This window comes from Aliiglaciecola sp. (assembly GCF_039982535.1).
Classification (GTDB): domain Bacteria; phylum Pseudomonadota; class Gammaproteobacteria; order Enterobacterales; family Alteromonadaceae; genus Aliiglaciecola.
This window is the reverse complement of sequence record NZ_JBDWYG010000038.1, coordinates 255,303-268,574: the sequence shown is the minus strand read 5'-3', so window position 1 is coordinate 268,574 and position 13,272 is coordinate 255,303. Positions and strand designations below refer to the sequence as shown.

Genomic DNA, 13,272 nt, shown 5'->3' with positions numbered 1-13,272 from the left:
TTTAGTCAGTATGGCTCATTAATAGCTGAAAAGCCCAATGGTCGGGTAGTTTACACGCCATTCAGCCCCCTTAGTTTTGCAAAGTATCTAACATTATTTAAGATACTCCAGCTTCAAGAATGATTAAGGTATATTTGTTCCACATTAAAAAATCACAGGATAATGCTTTGAAACGTCACATTGGTTTTGCTCTAAATATTCTTGCTATAGGTTTGTTTTTTCCGGGTATATTGCTACCTATGTTTTCATTAGATATGGATTTAGCAGCATCCCTAGAGGGCTCTGTTTTGAGTTCTGATATTGTCGATAAAGAACTTTCCATAATGGCCACTATTGACGAATTATGGCACGACCAAAGAATTTTAGTGGCAAGTCTCATTTTACTTTTTTCAGTGGGGATCCCACTTCTGAAAACAACTATGGTTTGTATTGCTTATTTTCTTCCTGGACACAAACTAGAACGTATTTTTTTGAGCGTGGTTTCTAATATCGGAAAGTGGTCCATGGCCGATGTATTTGTAGTCGCCGTTTTTTTAGCAATCTTATCCACAAATCATGCAGAAACAACAGATTCCCATACTTTTGCAGTCTTCGGATTTAAAATGTCTTTAGAAATTAGTACCCAAACTCTGTCTAACGCAGGTCAAGGTTTTTACTATTTTGCAGGGTATTGTTTGTTGTCATTATTAGGCACTCATTTTTCTATTAAGGGCGTAAAGAGCAAAAGCCGCGACAGTTTAGTTAGCTGAATATGCACTTTTACCTTTCACAAAACACAAAATTGTATAAAAATGCAGCAATGCGAATTTGAAAGGGGTTCGCATAACAAGACAGGTTAAGACAATTTACCTTAGTAAAATAGGTAAATTGTCGCAGTAGATAACCCGTAAATTTCCCCATTACTATGGAAAGGAGTCATTATGGCTATTGGAATTATGGAATTTATTGGTGGTATATTTAAACCAGCAGCGGATTTAATTGATAATGTTCATACTTCAGACGAAGAGCGTTTAATATTAAAAAAACAATTAGATGAAATTAGTTCAGGTGTGCAACTTAAGATGATTGAGTTGGAACATAAGGTTCTTGAATACGAAACTAAACTGCTTCAAGCGCAACAAGCTGTGATAATCGCAGAAGCCCAAGGCAAGAGTTGGATACAGCGAAACTGGCGGCCAGTGTTAATGATGGTCATTATTTTCATCGTAGCGAACAACTATATTCTGTTTCCTTACCTTAACCTATTTACCGACAAAATTAAGATGTTGGAACTTCCAGAGGAACTGTTTACTCTGTTAACCGTAGGTGTAGGCGGATATGTTGTGGGCAGAAGTGGCGAAAAAATTGCGCAATCGATGCGGAAACAGCCGGGTGTAGAATCCGAGCATAAATAGTCACTAAGCAAGGCCACGTTAGTTTATAATGTGGTCTTGAGTTTCCCCCCCATTTTCAATTTGTACCTTCTACTTACCTTTAACTCAACCCCAGAGTCTAGTCTTGCGATATATTCACCATTTGAATTAGGAGTAAGGTGGGTAATTCTGTTCAGGTTTATGATAGTTGAACGATTAATCCTTGGAAAACACGCCTTATCCAATTCAACTTCAAATTGACGTAGCGTTTTACGCACAATGTGTGTTTCATCTTCGGTGTGGATGCACATGTAATCTCCAGCAGCTTGGATCCACAAAATACACGCTAGTTTTATTCGTAACCATTGAGTGCCACTCTTAATGGAAATAGTTTGTTGCAAATCCGCTAAGCTGGCCTGCTTTGAATGTTCTAAACATTGCATAAAACCATCCAATGACTTTCCGGTTTTAGTACACAGTAATTGATTGAGTTTACTCTGAGCTAACAATGCTTGGTTTTCTAACACCGCATTTCGAAGCCGCTCTAAACAAGTCATTAAACGGCCATCAGAAACAGGCTTGATTAGGTAGTCAATAGCATTGTGTTCAAATGCTTGCATAGCAAAATCACTAGAATCAGCCAAAAATACTATTTTAGGCATGGCTTCCATTGCCTTGTCTAACTCTTTAAGCAACCCTAATCCGTCGGCTCCTAACATTTGCATATCAACAAATAACACGTCAGGTTGATTATTTAGTACCGCAGTAACTCCGCAATTTGCCTCTTCACCTCTGATGACTATCTTTAGGTCGTCTAAATTTTTTAGTCTTGTCGTCAAGCAATTATCAGTATCTTGAGCGCCCTCAATGACCATTGCTGAAATACTTTCCATCCAAGTTACTCGTGTCAATTACCTATAATATTATTGTGGAGCTTTACTGATAACCTGCAACTTCTATATGTAACAAGGTGTTGAGACATATTTACTTGGATTGGCTAAGTGATAATTCTGTTAAGAACAAGGGTAAGTTCAACTTATGTGGAAAGCGAAGGGTAGTTCATTACTGTGAGTGTAACAGCCACCACTGAGAAACGTGGTGACTAATAAGACGAGTCCAATTAGTGCGTTGTTTTGCGTTTTAGGCGAGCGATCAACCCTAAAATACCAATAGCAAAAAAGCCTAAAGTAGCGGGTTCTGGAACTTGAGAAACCGTGATGCGAGCAACTTCAAACCCGTTTGCGGTGAAATCAGCGGCAGCTTGATCTATCGTATAGCCAGTTGCAGTCGTTCCACCAATAATTGCTAACCCACCAGGAAGTACTTCCAACCCGTTATGGAAAGTGACGACCCCATTTTCATTTTGACGAGCTTCAGCGTCAGCTCCTTGAAGAAAAGGCGAGCCGAATCCTCTGTTAAGTTCAGTACCAGAATCCCAAACCGAAGATCCCAAAACTAAAATATCTAAGCCAACAAAATCTCCACCAACATTAAATAACGAATACGCCATAGGGTCTTCGTTTCCAATAAAAGCGTCATTAGTGGGAATGAGCATTGATAAGAAACTAAAATAACCACTGCTCATGGCATCAATTTCTAGCAAACTTGATGTAGCTGTTTCTCCGGGTTCGAACACAGGGGCAGATCCAGAAGGTGCAGTTAAAACAGTTTGAACCCCCATAGGATTTTCCATTGAGAAATCGGATTCAATACCTGCAGTCATGCCGTTCTCTGCTAAGTTTTGTAATGATGATGAGGCTGCCGAGCCAGCATCGAATGAATCAAAAGTACCGTCGTGAAAGCCTAACCACACTGGTGTTATAGCCAAGCCCCCTTCGTCAAATAGACTACTGACCTGCACTTCAATCTTGGTAGCATTGGCCGAGAAGGTTAAGCACGTTCCTAAAGCAATAGTAATAATGCCTTTGTTAAATGTTTTCATAATTATGATCTTCCAATATTCTGAGTAAACGCGATATCAACATTAAGCTGAAAACGCTCCCGCGGCTTACATCCCTTGCGTTTGCATTATCAATATTAAAAGTAGAGGCAGTTACATGCATAAATTCATTACTACACATCAAGCAAAATGGGATAACTACTAGCTTGGGAAAGATTAAAGTTGCTTTATCACAGAAGTATCACAGACTAATCACGAAAGATTAAAAAAGAGTGAACCGCTTAAGCGTAAAAGCAGACCTATAAAGTATGAAAAGAAATAGCGAAACAATTTTAACAGAATGGTTAGTTGTCAACATTCAAATGGGCGATGAAAAAGCCCTGGATCAGTTGCTTCGTATTTGGTATCCGAAATTAGTTGGCTATGCCAGGAAACTATTAAAAGACGAACATTTAGCAAATGATGCCACTCAAAGCGCGTTATTGGATATGTGTAAAAAAATAAAAAGCGTTGAAGATCCTGCTGCCTTTCCTAAATGGATGTTTAGAGTTTTACAAAATAAGTGTGCAGATTCCATCAAACATATTCAAAAAGAGCGTTTAAAAATTAGTGCCCTAGAAGCTAATTTAGTAACCACAAGCAATAGTGTTGAAACAACGGAAAGTAAACCAGAACTAGATTTGTCTAATTTGGATACTAATTCATACCAGTTGCTTTATTTACACTATTTTGAAGAGTTTTCCCTAGCCGAAATTAGTCATATTGTCGGACTTCCAGTGGGTACCTTGAAATCTAGGCTCCATGGAATTCGGCAGAAACTTAAAATAAACAACAAAGGACAATAAAATGAGCGATATTAATCAAAAAATTTTAGCGGCCATGCAACAAGAAACTGAAAAAGTTTCAGAACAACAAGCAAATACATTTCAACTAATAGGTCGGAGTTTCAATGGAACTTTCAAGTTCACTGCTATAGCCATCATAGCCCTGCAATTAGTCTTTATTGGTTTAGCTATTTACTTTGGGATCAATTTATTTGATGAAGAACGCACTGATATTAAATTACATTGGCTGTTAGGCACCCTAATTTCCTTTATCATTTTTGCATCGATGCGTTTATGGTTGTTTATGGAATTAAATCGGTTATCTGTGCTCAGAGAAGTCAAACGTGTTGAACTCCAATTATCTTTGATAGCCAATCAACTCCATTCAAAAGATACTGTTAATGAATGAACTTTTTTCGGCTTCACACGTTTACATTCTCAAGGATTGATATAGCGAAGCGATATACTCAATCTATAAAACTAATTATACAAAAATTGCTAAACAATTATACTGATTAGTAGATTCTTTAGATAACAAGGAAATATTATGAAAATTGACATTGGTATTAATGAAACAGATCGTAATCAAATAGCGGATGGTTTGAAAAAGTTACTTGCAGATAGTTACACTTTGTATCTGCAAACTCACAATTTTCACTGGAATGTAACGGGTCCTCAATTCAGAGAATTACATTTGATGTTTGAAGAGCACTATACCGAGTTAGCAGTAGCGGTAGATGATATTGCTGAGCGTATTCGTACATTAGGGTTAGTTGCTCCAGGAACGTATAAAGAATTTGCAAAATTAAGTGCAATCAAAGAAGTTGATGGTGTTCCTGCTTCAGAGGAAATGGTTAAAATCTTACTTCAAGGGCACGAGCAGGTAGTGAAAACCTGTAGAGATGCTCTTAAATTAGCTCAAGACGCCGACGATGAATCTTCTGCAGCTTTAGTATCTGACAGAATGCGTGAGCATGAAAAAACAGCTTGGATGCTTAGAGCAACCCTAAGATAAGAGAGTGCATTCCCTAGAGTAGTCTCTAGCATGAGTTAAACTATCGAACATTGTAAAGGCCGCCTTGCCAACTTGAACTTAGGGTTTGAGCTGGCAAGGTGGCTTTTTTATAGGTCGTTATGCGAGGCGTTAAAAGTAAAATCCTCAATTATCAGCAATATCTCCAAGTTAAAGATATAATTTTCACAGAGATTGAAGTTAGATATCTAAAGTGGGTCTAACCTTGGTTATTAAACTGCATTTCAGCGCTATAGGTTTGCACTTGATTTTTGCCTTGCGCTTTTGCGGCATACAGTGCGGTATCTGCAAAACTAGCCAATTCGTTAAAATCGTTACATTGCTCTAGATTTGCTGCTAAACCAATACTAAAAGTGACACCTTCTACTTTTAAACCTGCTTTCGGGAAGTTTGACTGTATGCTCTGAAAAAGTCGTTTTGCTAATTGGTTACCTTCATTTTCGCCGCTGTTAGGTAGAATAAAAATAAACTCTTCTCCACCAATTCGTCCCACGTAATCTGACGCCCTTAGCGCTCCTTCACAGACTGATGCAACGAACTTGAGTACCTTGTCACCTTCACCATGACCATAATTGTCATTCACTAATTTGAAGTTATCCACGTCTAACATAAGAACGCACAAATTTTGTTTGTAACGTTGACTGATTGTAAATACTTGCTCACCCGCATCTAATATACTTCTGCGATTACGCAATCCGGTCAGGTTGTCTAAAATTGCTAGACGTTTATTCTTACGGTAGAGGTTAAATATAATACCGAGGAAGAGCATTATTAGAATCGTAAAAACAATAAGCCCAAACACTATCCATTGTTGCCTTTCTTGTAATTGTCGTTGTTGCTCTAATTGCGTTTGTAATAAATTGTTCTTTTCATCTAAGAACTGATTTTCCAATTGTTGCTGGGCTAAATTAAACTCACTGTTTAATCTTGCGGATTGACTTGTTATGTCTAAGCGTGCTTTGGCTAACAAAGCCCGTTCAGACTTAGACATATATTCAAATGCTTTCTTGAAATTGCCTTGCGCGTTGAGAATCTGTCCATATTGATTATATGCATCCCATTGGCCTGCTAGGTCGTCCGTTTGTGCAGCTAAGTTAGCCGCTTTTTCCCCATAAACAAGAGCTCGTTCAAGAAAGCCATTTACTTGTAAAATTGAGCTGTAATGAACATAGGAATTAGCGATAGCAACAGGATTGTTCAACTCTTCTCGTAAGGTTACAGACTCTGCAATCCAGCTAAGTGCTTCTTTATCATTACCATCTTTACTATGAAAGTAGGATTTAAGTAAGTAGGCATAGGCTAAGGAAGAAATGTCCTCCATTTTGGCAAACACCCGAATGGCATTGTCCAATAAAAAGAAAGCATGTTTTCGGTCACCCACGATATTGATCATTTGCGCTTCACTCATAAGCGATGTCGCTCGAAATATAGTCGTTTTCTCTGTAAACATTTGCTTCGATAGTTCGTAAAAAACTTGAGCTTGTTCGTAATTTTTCAATTCATAATTAACATCGCCACTGAAGTACAGTGATAACCCTGAAAGCACGAGCCATTTGTTTTCGTTGGCAACCTTGTTTACCTCAGAAAGTGCCTCTGTAGCTTTAGTATAATGTTGCAAGTAAGCATCATTAATACCGTTATACATGCTTAATACCGTTGATAAATACAATACTTGGGGCTGAAGGGCGTGCTCTGTTCTACTATTTAGTACATCCAGAATTGCTTGTGCTTTGAGAAAGGTTGCTTTTGCATCTACGTATTGGCTCAAAGAATAAAAGCTATACCCTTTGAGCAACTGCCACTTTAGTGCATTAATATCGTCAGGCTGGTTTACCCCTATTGTTGCCATCTCATCTAATAACTCTGTTAATAACTCTACCCGATCAAATTGCAAATACAAAGACGCCAAAGACATACTAGCTTCAACTCTTTGTTCTAACGAATTAGAGTTCGCAATATGGGTTTCAAGTGATGCTTGCATGGGTGAAAAAGGAGTTTGTGCATTAGCATGTTCAAAGAAAAAGTCCGTTTCAGCGTTAAGGCTAAAACTACAAACAAACATTAAGACTGCAAATATGGATGGGTAGTTTATTACGGGCAACGTCATAAGGCGCGTATAGCCTTCTATATGCTTAAAAACCGGTAGGTAAATATTTGTTTATTCGAGCAAATTAATCAACAGATATATTCAGGATTGAGAAGAAAAAGTAGAAAATACTACGATGCAGCAGATAATTAGTTTAAAAATGGTATTGAATTAACGCCAAGCTCTATATTTAAATTCTTACACTGTTTTATTTATGTGAATTTTATACTGCTGTTTACATATTTACTTTTTGAATTTCACCAGCGGAGCCTGCATAAGTCTGACCTAAAAACGCAAACCCTGGTACGTCATTAATAAAGTAAGCAAAATGTGGTAGATCGCCAGAGGCAAAAGTCGCATCGGTAAACTTTTTCCCATAAATACAAATATTAGAACTGCCAAATGCACTCCAACCTGAGACTTGCGGGCTAGAGTTACTAATCGCATTCATAGGTGCTGCTTCTTCTAACAAACTATTCCACAGATCGATACAAAGGGTAGTACCACCTCCGATGGCAGTTGGCCATCCAGAATCGCTATCAATTTCAACTTCAGAACCATGAACAACAATAGGACTTGTTTTTCTAATTAAATAAGTACTTCGCACCAAATCAACAGATGACTTAAATGCAGCAACTTCTCCCTTCATTACGGCTAGATTCGCATCATCAGATAAATTAACATAACGTGGTAACGCAGTGACCGCTATTATACCTAATATTACGATGACTATGATAAGTTCAATTAAGGTAAAACCACGGTGGTTATGCAAAGCACTATCCTTCCTGCTTAAATTATTTTGCTGTCTGAGTCTTTTTAACAGTGCTTTAAGATAAAATAAATAGATATATAAAACAAGTGATTAGAATATTTAATCCCCTGAACCAAATCAGGGACAAAGCCATTAACGAAGCATAATAAAATCAATGTAGCTCGCGGCCATACTTATAGAATTAATTACAGTTTTCATTAGCAGCACCATCATAAATTCCACCATTCAAACGAATGGAGTTATTTAACTGACCTGATTCCTTAAATGAACGCCATTGTCGATTTAAGATCGGAATAATATGAGTTAATTCCTTATTAATAACAAAAACCAAAGGTGTGTCGTGAACAGAGTTAGGCGATTTATAAAATGTGGTACCACAAAACGGTTTTTGGTTTATCACCGAATTAGCATTGTATTCATTCATAACAGCATAATCACAACGTCCTTTTTGTAGCATATTGGCAATAGTGAGTTGTTCGCTTGAATCTACTCTTATTAACTTTTTGTCTTTGAATGATTGCATTAAAGAAGGGTAAACATAACCTCTCCTAACACAAATCAGTTTTTTTGATACGGAAGACAATGAAAAGTGTTGAGAAAATGGCGTCAGGGAGTAAAAATAACTTTTATGTAGTAATAGCTCGTTGCTGTACAAAACCTTGTCTGGTTCACTTAGCCAAGCAGGGCTAGATAGAAAAACGTCTGCTTTACCTGCTATTACTAGGTGCTCATTCCTAGATCTATTAGAATCTAAAAACACCACATCAAACCTATTATCGTCAGCAAAGCTTTCGAAAAAGTCGGGGATTATCCCTTGGTAGGCCTTACTTTTTTCATCAAAATATAAATAAGGTGGTGCGCCTGGATCATTTATGGCAAATACAAGTTTTCCATGTGATTTAATTTGTTCTGGGTTTTGAGCTTGAGAGGCAAAACTTTTACTACAAATTATCAAACAACTAAAAAACACTACTTTTTTAAGCAATTCCAGCACTACAAAATCCCTGTCGACTGAGTCTATTTCAAACTAACGATAATTTTATCTATTAATATTAAAATTGGAAGACGATATATCTTATTAAAGCGCCAAACTAACTATAATGCGGATAATTGAATATAAGCTTGATATTAAGAACAACTAAAATATAGTCATATATCAGCTTATATTTAATTATATTTTCCTGATAAGACCTGAAAACTAATTCACCTAAATCCCATAATGATTTACCAGCTATTATTATCATTGAATATGCTCTATTTCAGAAAAGTCCTGATATGGTATTGATACACCATACTTCTGGTAATACTGATTAATTTTGCCGGTTTTTCGATATTTCAACATCACACGAGCTATATCATTGTATAAAACAATAGCTTTTGATTTTCTGGGAATACTGATGTAATGATTATTCAAAAAGGTATCTTTAAAAGTCGCCTTTTCGAATTTACCTTCAAATAGCTGTCCATTATGAGACGAAGAACTCACCACAACATCAATTCGCTCCATTTCTAGCATCCCGACTAGTTGTTCAGTTCTACCGACCAACGTAAGACTATCAGTGTTGATTTTAGAAAAATTTGGAGAGTAAAATATTCCACGTATTGCGCCTACACTTACGTCTTTCAGGTCATCATAAGAGGTAATATCTGAGGTAAATGACTTTGATTTATAGAAAAACAGGGTTCTTTTTTCTACCGCATATTTAATTGGTTTTAAAAATATATTTCGCTCTTCGGTCATGGAATGTCGGATTAACAGATCAACATTTCCGCGCTTAGCTTCTTTAGTAGAGCGGATCCACGGCGCGTATACCCATTCAATATCATGTCCTAGTTCAGCGAGAATGTCCTCAACTAGTTCGGGCAGAATACCGATACACTTTTTGCCATTAAAATATATCTCAGGTGGATAATCGCGACAATGAGAGACGAGTGTATTTGCTAAAACATGTGATGGCAAAAAGGTAAAAAGTAGAGTTACCCATATTCGAACAGCTGTTTTCATAGAAGCTTTTATCAATTGAACACACAATCAGTATAGCTATATTTATATCTTTGATTAAAGATATTTAATTTCAATATATCTAAGGTGCTGAGTAAACTGTTTAATTGACAAAACTACTGAGAACTTCCTCTTTCTCATTGATTAGCTATTCAATCAGCTTAAGACGGAAATTTACGAACAAAAAGTAGTTATATAACAGGCACAAAAAAGCCGCTCATAAGAGCGGCTTTTTTAATTTTCACTTAAAGCAAATTAAATAGCAGTTGCTTTAGTTACTACGTCAACCAAGGTCCAGTTTTTGGACTTTGACAAAGGACGACATTCAGTAATAGTTACTACGTCACCTTCATTACATTGGTTTGTTTCGTCATGGGCGTGAAGTTTAGTAGAACGCTTTTGGAACTTCCCATAAATAGGATGTTTTACGAAACGTTCAACAACAACTGTAATGGTTTTATCCATTTTGTTGCTTACCACACGACCTTGAACTGTACGAATTTGTTGTTCAGTCATTAGCTTTCAGCCTTTTCAGTCAGAATGGTTTTAACACGCGCAATGTTACGACGCACTTTACGTAGCTGGTCAGTTTTTTCCAACTGTCCAGTGCTGTGCTGCATACGTAGATTAAACTGTTCGCGAAGAAGGTTTAACAACTCTGCGTTCAATTCTTCAACGTTTTTGGCTTTCAGTTCAGCTTTCATTACATCACCGTCCGAGTTACAAAGGTTGTTTTAAATGGCAATTTAGACGCCGCCAGTTCAAACGCTTCGCGAGCTAATGATTCAGGAACACCTTCCATCTCATATAACACACGTCCTGGTTGAATTTGGCATACCCAGTACTCAACGTTACCTTTACCTTTACCTTGACGCACTTCTAGAGGCTTCTCAGTAATTGGCTTGTCAGGGAAAACTCGAATCCAAATTTTACCTTGACGTTTAACGTGACGAGTCATAGCACGACGGGCTGCTTCAATTTGACGTGCAGTCATACGACCACGGCCAATTGATTTCAATCCGTAAGTACCAAAGCTAACTTTGCCGCCCGCAACTGCCATGCCGCGGTTGCGACCTTTATGCATTTTGCGGAATTTCATACGTTTAGGTTGTAACATAATTATTAGCCCTCACGCTTAGCAGAACGGCCTTTCTTCTTAGGTGCTTGAGCAGGTTGCTCTTGCGTAAGAGGCAATCCGCCTAGTACTTCACCTTTGAAGATCCAAACTTTTACGCCAATGATGCCGTAAGTAGTCAAAGCTTCTGAAGTTGCATAATCGATGTCAGCACGGAAAGTGTGTAGTGGTACACGACCTTCACGATACCATTCTGAACGTGCAATCTCTGCTCCGCCCAAACGACCGCTTACTTCAACCTTGATACCTTTAGCGCCAAGACGCATTGCATTCTGTACAGCACGCTTCATAGCACGACGGAACATTACACGACGTTCTAATTGGCTAGAGATACTGTCAGCAACAAGCTGGCCATCTAGTTCAGGTTTACGCACTTCAGCAATATTGATCTGAGCTGGCACACCGGCTAACTTAGATACAAATTTGCGAAGCTTCTCTACATCTTCACCTTTTTTACCGATTACAACACCAGGGCGAGCAGTGTGAATAGTCACACGAATACTTTTTGCTGGGCGTTCGATAACGATTTTCGATAGAGACGCGTTTTTCAATTCTTTAGTCAGGTATTTACGTACCTGGTGATCATTAAACAGGTTGTCTGCATATTCCGCTGTGTTAGCGTACCAAGTAGACGTCCATGGTTTGCTGATACCCAGGCGTATACCTGTAGGATGTACCTTCTGTCCCATTTCTAATCTCCTAGTCCGCTACTACAACAGTGATATGACTGCTGCGTTTAAAGATACGATCAGCTCGGCCTTTGGCTCGTGGCTTGATACGCTTCATAGTTGGGCCTTCATCAACGAAGATTTTTGCGACAGTCAACTCATCGATGTCTGCGCCTTCATTGTGTTCAGCGTTCGCAATCGCAGACTCTAGTACTTTTTTGACTAGAGCAGCACTTTTCTTCGGACTATAAGTCAGAACTTCAAGCGCCTTTTCAACGTGTAAACCGCGAATTTGATCTGCAACCAAGCGTGCTTTCTGAGCCGAAGAACGGGCAAAACGATGTTTAGCTAAAGCTTCCATAATTTTTCCTCTTATCTCTTCGCTTTCTTATCCGCGACATGGCCGCGGTAAGTACGCGTTGGAGCAAATTCGCCCAACTTATGGCCAACCATTTCGTCAGAGACGAAAACAGGTACGTGCTGGCGACCGTTATGGACCGCAATGGTCAACCCAATCATATCTGGGATGATCATGGAGCGACGAGACCAAGTCTTAATTGGTTTCTTTTCGCCCTTTTCCACTGCAGCCTCTACCTTCTTCAGCAAGTGCAGGTCAATAAATGGACCTTTCTTGAGAGAACGTGGCATGGTGAATCCTCGCTGTTACTTGTTACGACGACGTACGATAAGTTTATCGGTACGCTTGTTACTACGGGTTTTCTTACCCTTAGTTGGTACACCCCAAGGTGAAACTGGATGACGGCCACCAGAGGTACGACCTTCACCACCACCATGTGGGTGATCTACTGGGTTCATGGCTACACCACGAACTGTTGGACGCACACCGCGCCAACGTGTTGCACCAGCTTTACCTAGTGAACGTAGCATATGTTCAGCGTTACCAACTTCACCAATGGTGGCGCGGCAATCAGCTAAAACTCTGCGTACTTCACCAGAACGTAGACGAAGTGTTACATAACCTTCGGCACGCGCTAATATTTGTGCATATTGTCCTGCAGAACGGGCAATTTGAGCACCTTTACCAGGCTTCATCTCAATAGCGTGTACAGTTGTACCTACTGGGATGTTGCGCATTGGCATGGCGTTACCCGCTTTGATTGGTGCATCAGAACCAGACTGTAGAGCTTGTCCAGCTTTAGCACCTTTCGGAGCAAGAATATAACGACGCTCACCATCAGCATAAAGCACAAGTGCAATATTAGCTGAACGGTTAGGATCGTATTCCAAACGTTCAATTTTGGCTGGAATGCCATCTTTGTTACGTTTGAAGTCAATTAAACGATAATGCTGTTTATGACCACCACCAATGTGACGCACGGTAATGCGACCATTGTTGTTACGACCACCAGACTTGCTGTTTTTCTCAAGTAGTGGTGCGTAAGGTGCGCCTTTATGTAGATCAGGATTTGTAACCTGAACTACGTGACGACGACCTGCAGAAGTCGGCTTAGCTTTTAATAATGGCATATCAAATCCCCT

Annotated in this window: 18 protein-coding genes; 5 read left to right on the top strand and 13 right to left on the bottom strand. The window is 38.9% G+C overall.

Going from position 1 to position 13,272, the window contains the following annotated elements; all coding sequences use genetic code 11:
- The first annotated feature begins 167 nt into the window (after window positions 1-167).
- Both ABJV04_RS10430 and ABJV04_RS10425 read left to right on the top strand, forming a co-directional pair.
- Entirely contained in the window at window positions 168-749 is a 582-nt protein-coding gene (locus ABJV04_RS10430) for a paraquat-inducible protein A (RefSeq protein ID WP_348491455.1), read from the top strand.
- Window positions 750-920: 171 nt separating this feature from the next.
- On the top strand, window positions 921-1,394 hold the full coding sequence (locus ABJV04_RS10425; protein ID WP_348491454.1) for a 3TM-type holin: 474 nt from the start codon (window positions 921-923) through the stop codon (window positions 1,392-1,394).
- A 23-nt stretch (window positions 1,395-1,417) separates the two neighbouring features.
- Here the strand turns inward: ABJV04_RS10425 and ABJV04_RS10420 are convergent, their stop codons facing one another.
- Window positions 1,418-2,245 (bottom strand): LytTR family DNA-binding domain-containing protein, encoded by an 828-nt coding sequence (locus ABJV04_RS10420; RefSeq protein WP_348491453.1) that lies wholly within the window; start codon window positions 2,243-2,245, stop codon window positions 1,418-1,420.
- 227 nt (window positions 2,246-2,472) lie between these two features.
- Window positions 2,473-3,294 carry a spondin domain-containing protein gene (locus ABJV04_RS10415; RefSeq protein WP_348491452.1) on the bottom strand — a complete coding sequence of 274 codons (822 nt, stop codon included), beginning with the start codon at window positions 3,292-3,294 and terminating at the stop codon, window positions 2,473-2,475.
- 266 nt (window positions 3,295-3,560) lie between these two features.
- On the opposite strand from ABJV04_RS10415, the gene ABJV04_RS10410 reads away from it, so the two are divergent.
- From ABJV04_RS10410 to ABJV04_RS10400, 3 genes are all read left to right on the top strand, one after another.
- Window positions 3,561-4,097 carry a sigma-70 family RNA polymerase sigma factor gene (locus ABJV04_RS10410; RefSeq protein WP_348491451.1) on the top strand — a complete coding sequence of 179 codons (537 nt, stop codon included), beginning with the start codon at window positions 3,561-3,563 and terminating at the stop codon, window positions 4,095-4,097.
- 1 nt (window position 4,098) lies between these two features.
- Window positions 4,099-4,485 (top strand): DUF6768 family protein, encoded by a 387-nt coding sequence (locus ABJV04_RS10405; protein ID WP_348491450.1) that lies wholly within the window; start codon window positions 4,099-4,101, stop codon window positions 4,483-4,485.
- A gap of 135 nt (window positions 4,486-4,620) precedes the next feature.
- Window positions 4,621-5,091: a Dps family protein gene (locus ABJV04_RS10400; protein ID WP_348491670.1), complete on the top strand. Its 471-nt coding sequence runs from the start codon at window positions 4,621-4,623 to the stop codon at window positions 5,089-5,091.
- A gap of 217 nt (window positions 5,092-5,308) precedes the next feature.
- Here the strand turns inward: ABJV04_RS10400 and ABJV04_RS10395 are convergent, their stop codons facing one another.
- From ABJV04_RS10395 to rplB, 11 genes are all read right to left on the bottom strand, one after another.
- Window positions 5,309-7,171, bottom strand: coding sequence for a GGDEF domain-containing protein (locus tag ABJV04_RS10395; protein ID WP_348491449.1), 1,863 nt, complete (start codon window positions 7,169-7,171; stop codon window positions 5,309-5,311).
- A gap of 259 nt (window positions 7,172-7,430) precedes the next feature.
- On the bottom strand, window positions 7,431-7,967 hold the full coding sequence (locus ABJV04_RS10390; RefSeq protein WP_348491448.1) for a prepilin-type N-terminal cleavage/methylation domain-containing protein: 537 nt from the start codon (window positions 7,965-7,967) through the stop codon (window positions 7,431-7,433).
- Between the two features lie 181 nt (window positions 7,968-8,148).
- Window positions 8,149-8,961 carry a transporter substrate-binding domain-containing protein gene (locus tag ABJV04_RS10385; RefSeq protein ID WP_348491447.1) on the bottom strand — a complete coding sequence of 271 codons (813 nt, stop codon included), beginning with the start codon at window positions 8,959-8,961 and terminating at the stop codon, window positions 8,149-8,151.
- A 246-nt stretch (window positions 8,962-9,207) separates the two neighbouring features.
- A complete protein-coding gene (locus tag ABJV04_RS10380; RefSeq protein ID WP_348491446.1) occupies window positions 9,208-9,972 on the bottom strand; it encodes a transporter substrate-binding domain-containing protein in 765 nt (254 codons plus the stop codon).
- Window positions 9,973-10,224: 252 nt separating this feature from the next.
- Entirely contained in the window at window positions 10,225-10,485 is a 261-nt protein-coding gene (rpsQ, locus tag ABJV04_RS10375) for a 30S ribosomal protein S17 (RefSeq protein WP_348491445.1), read from the bottom strand.
- The gene (gene rpmC / locus ABJV04_RS10370) at window positions 10,485-10,673 is read right to left on the bottom strand and encodes a 50S ribosomal protein L29 (protein ID WP_348491444.1); all 189 of its coding nucleotides are present in this window, start codon (window positions 10,671-10,673) and stop codon (window positions 10,485-10,487) included. The genes rpsQ and rpmC overlap by 1 nt, the downstream gene beginning before the upstream one ends.
- Entirely contained in the window at window positions 10,673-11,086 is a 414-nt protein-coding gene (gene rplP, locus ABJV04_RS10365) for a 50S ribosomal protein L16 (RefSeq protein WP_348491443.1), read from the bottom strand. Before rplP ends, rpmC begins: the two co-directional genes overlap by 1 nt.
- Before the next feature lie 5 nt (window positions 11,087-11,091).
- Complete coding sequence (gene rpsC / locus ABJV04_RS10360) at window positions 11,092-11,793, bottom strand: 30S ribosomal protein S3 (RefSeq protein WP_216048884.1); 702 nt, start codon at window positions 11,791-11,793, stop codon at window positions 11,092-11,094.
- A gap of 10 nt (window positions 11,794-11,803) precedes the next feature.
- Complete coding sequence (rplV, locus tag ABJV04_RS10355) at window positions 11,804-12,133, bottom strand: 50S ribosomal protein L22 (RefSeq protein ID WP_008845781.1); 330 nt, start codon at window positions 12,131-12,133, stop codon at window positions 11,804-11,806.
- 11 nt (window positions 12,134-12,144) lie between these two features.
- On the bottom strand, window positions 12,145-12,420 hold the full coding sequence (rpsS, locus tag ABJV04_RS10350; RefSeq protein WP_014107406.1) for a 30S ribosomal protein S19: 276 nt from the start codon (window positions 12,418-12,420) through the stop codon (window positions 12,145-12,147).
- Window positions 12,421-12,435: 15 nt separating this feature from the next.
- Window positions 12,436-13,260: a 50S ribosomal protein L2 gene (gene rplB / locus ABJV04_RS10345; RefSeq protein ID WP_348491442.1), complete on the bottom strand. Its 825-nt coding sequence runs from the start codon at window positions 13,258-13,260 to the stop codon at window positions 12,436-12,438.
- Window positions 13,261-13,272: the final 12 nt, after the last annotated feature.

Excerpts from the sequence above, each read along its gene's own strand:
- rplV (WP_008845781.1), bottom strand. The coding sequence starts at position 12,133 with ATGGAAGCTTTAGCTAAACATCGTTTTGCCCGTTCTTCGGCTCAGAAA.
- rpsQ (WP_348491445.1), bottom strand. The coding sequence starts at position 10,485 with ATGACTGAACAACAAATTCGTACAGTTCAAGGTCGTGTGGTAAGCAAC.
- rpsC (WP_216048884.1), bottom strand. The coding sequence starts at position 11,793 with ATGGGACAGAAGGTACATCCTACAGGTATACGCCTGGGTATCAGCAAA.
- ABJV04_RS10380 (WP_348491446.1), bottom strand. The coding sequence starts at position 9,972 with ATGAAAACAGCTGTTCGAATATGGGTAACTCTACTTTTTACCTTTTTG.
- rplP (WP_348491443.1), bottom strand. The coding sequence starts at position 11,086 with ATGTTACAACCTAAACGTATGAAATTCCGCAAAATGCATAAAGGTCGC.
- rpmC (WP_348491444.1), bottom strand. The coding sequence starts at position 10,673 with ATGAAAGCTGAACTGAAAGCCAAAAACGTTGAAGAATTGAACGCAGAG.
- rplB (WP_348491442.1), bottom strand. The coding sequence starts at position 13,260 with ATGCCATTATTAAAAGCTAAGCCGACTTCTGCAGGTCGTCGTCACGTA.
- ABJV04_RS10395 (WP_348491449.1), bottom strand. The coding sequence starts at position 7,171 with ATGTTTGTTTGTAGTTTTAGCCTTAACGCTGAAACGGACTTTTTCTTT.
- rpsS (WP_014107406.1), bottom strand. The coding sequence starts at position 12,420 with ATGCCACGTTCTCTCAAGAAAGGTCCATTTATTGACCTGCACTTGCTG.
- ABJV04_RS10405 (WP_348491450.1), top strand. The coding sequence starts at position 4,099 with ATGAGCGATATTAATCAAAAAATTTTAGCGGCCATGCAACAAGAAACT.
- ABJV04_RS10410 (WP_348491451.1), top strand. The coding sequence starts at position 3,561 with ATGAAAAGAAATAGCGAAACAATTTTAACAGAATGGTTAGTTGTCAAC.
- ABJV04_RS10420 (WP_348491453.1), bottom strand. The coding sequence starts at position 2,245 with ATGGAAAGTATTTCAGCAATGGTCATTGAGGGCGCTCAAGATACTGAT.
- ABJV04_RS10425 (WP_348491454.1), top strand. The coding sequence starts at position 921 with ATGGCTATTGGAATTATGGAATTTATTGGTGGTATATTTAAACCAGCA.
- ABJV04_RS10415 (WP_348491452.1), bottom strand. The coding sequence starts at position 3,294 with ATGAAAACATTTAACAAAGGCATTATTACTATTGCTTTAGGAACGTGC.